Consider the following 1,231-nt stretch of genomic DNA (forward strand, 5'->3'; position numbering starts at 1 on the left):
TGAATCGACCCTAGTTTCGTAGACACCTCCGTGCCTCATAATACGACCCATTAGGAGGTGCCATGAGCAACCCGCGTTATCCCGAAGAATTCAAAATCGAAGCAGTCAAGCAGGTGACCGAGCGAGGTCTTCCGGTTGCTGAGGTAGCTGCTCGTCTGGGCATGTCGACGCACAGCCTGTATGCCTGGGTAAAGCGCTACAGCAAGCCCCAAGAGCAGCGAGCGCAAGAGGACGACCAGCAAGCTGAGCTACGTCGTCTGCGTGCTGAACTCAAGCGCGTGACCGAAGAGCGAGACATCCTAAAAAAGGCCGCCGCGTACTTTGCCAAGGAGTGCGGCTGAAGTACGCCTTCATCAATCAGCTATCCGCAGACTATTCGGTTCGTCGTCTGTGCCTGACTCTGAAAGTACATGCCAGCGGTTACTACGCCTGGCTGGCTGAACCGAAGTCAGCACGAGCCAAGGATGATCAACGTCTGCTTGGTCTGATCAAGCACTCGTGGCTAGAGAGCGGTGGTGTGTACGGCTACCGCAAAATTCATGACGACCTGCGTGAGCTTGGAGAGGCGTGCGGCAAGCATCGCGTTGCTCGACTGATGCGCCTGGAAGGACTGCGCTCGCAGACAGGGTACCGGCGTCGACCGGGCCGTTATGGTGGCAAGCCTCCAGTGGCCTCACCGAATCATCTGGAGCGCCGATTCAATGTCACCGAACCCAACAGGGTCTGGGTCACGGACATCACCTACATCCGCACTTATGAGGGCTGGTTGTATTTGGCGGTGGTACTAGACCTGTTTTCGCGGCAGGTAATCGGTTGGTCAATGAAGCCGCAGATGACCAGCGACCTAGCTATTGATGCCTTGCTGATGGCGGTTTGGCGACGCAAGCCAAAGCAGGAGGTGATGATTCACTCAGATCAGGGGAGCCAGTTCAGTAGCGGCGACTGGCAGAGTTTCCTGAAAGCCAACAACTTGCTTGGCAGCATGAGTCGACGTGGCAACTGCTATGACAACGCGGTAGCGGAAAGCTTTTTCCAGCTGCTGAAGCGGGAGCGGATCAGGCGAAAGATCTACAGCACCAGGCAGGATGCTCGCGCTGATGTGTTCGATTACATCGAGATGTTCTACAACCCAAAACGCCGGCATGGTTTCAACAACCAGCTGTCACCGGTAGAGTTTGAGAAGCGACATTTACTGAGCCTGGAAAGTGTCTAGGGAATCCGGGGCGATTCA

1 protein-coding gene is annotated in these 1,231 nt (G+C 55.7%); it reads left to right on the forward strand.

Annotated features, from left to right (window positions below; all coding sequences use genetic code 11):
* Nucleotides 1-62: 62 nt before the first annotated feature.
* A protein-coding gene (locus CTR55_RS27300; RefSeq protein WP_125841855.1) for an IS3 family transposase occupies nucleotides 63-1,213 on the forward strand; the annotation gives its coding sequence in 2 pieces (ribosomal slippage) (nucleotides 63-306 and nucleotides 306-1,213; 1,152 coding nt in all).
* The last annotated feature ends 18 nt before the right edge of the window (nucleotides 1,214-1,231 follow it).

It is taken from the genome of Pseudomonas sp. (assembly GCF_002796985.1).
GTDB lineage: Bacteria > Pseudomonadota > Gammaproteobacteria > Pseudomonadales > Pseudomonadaceae > Pseudomonas.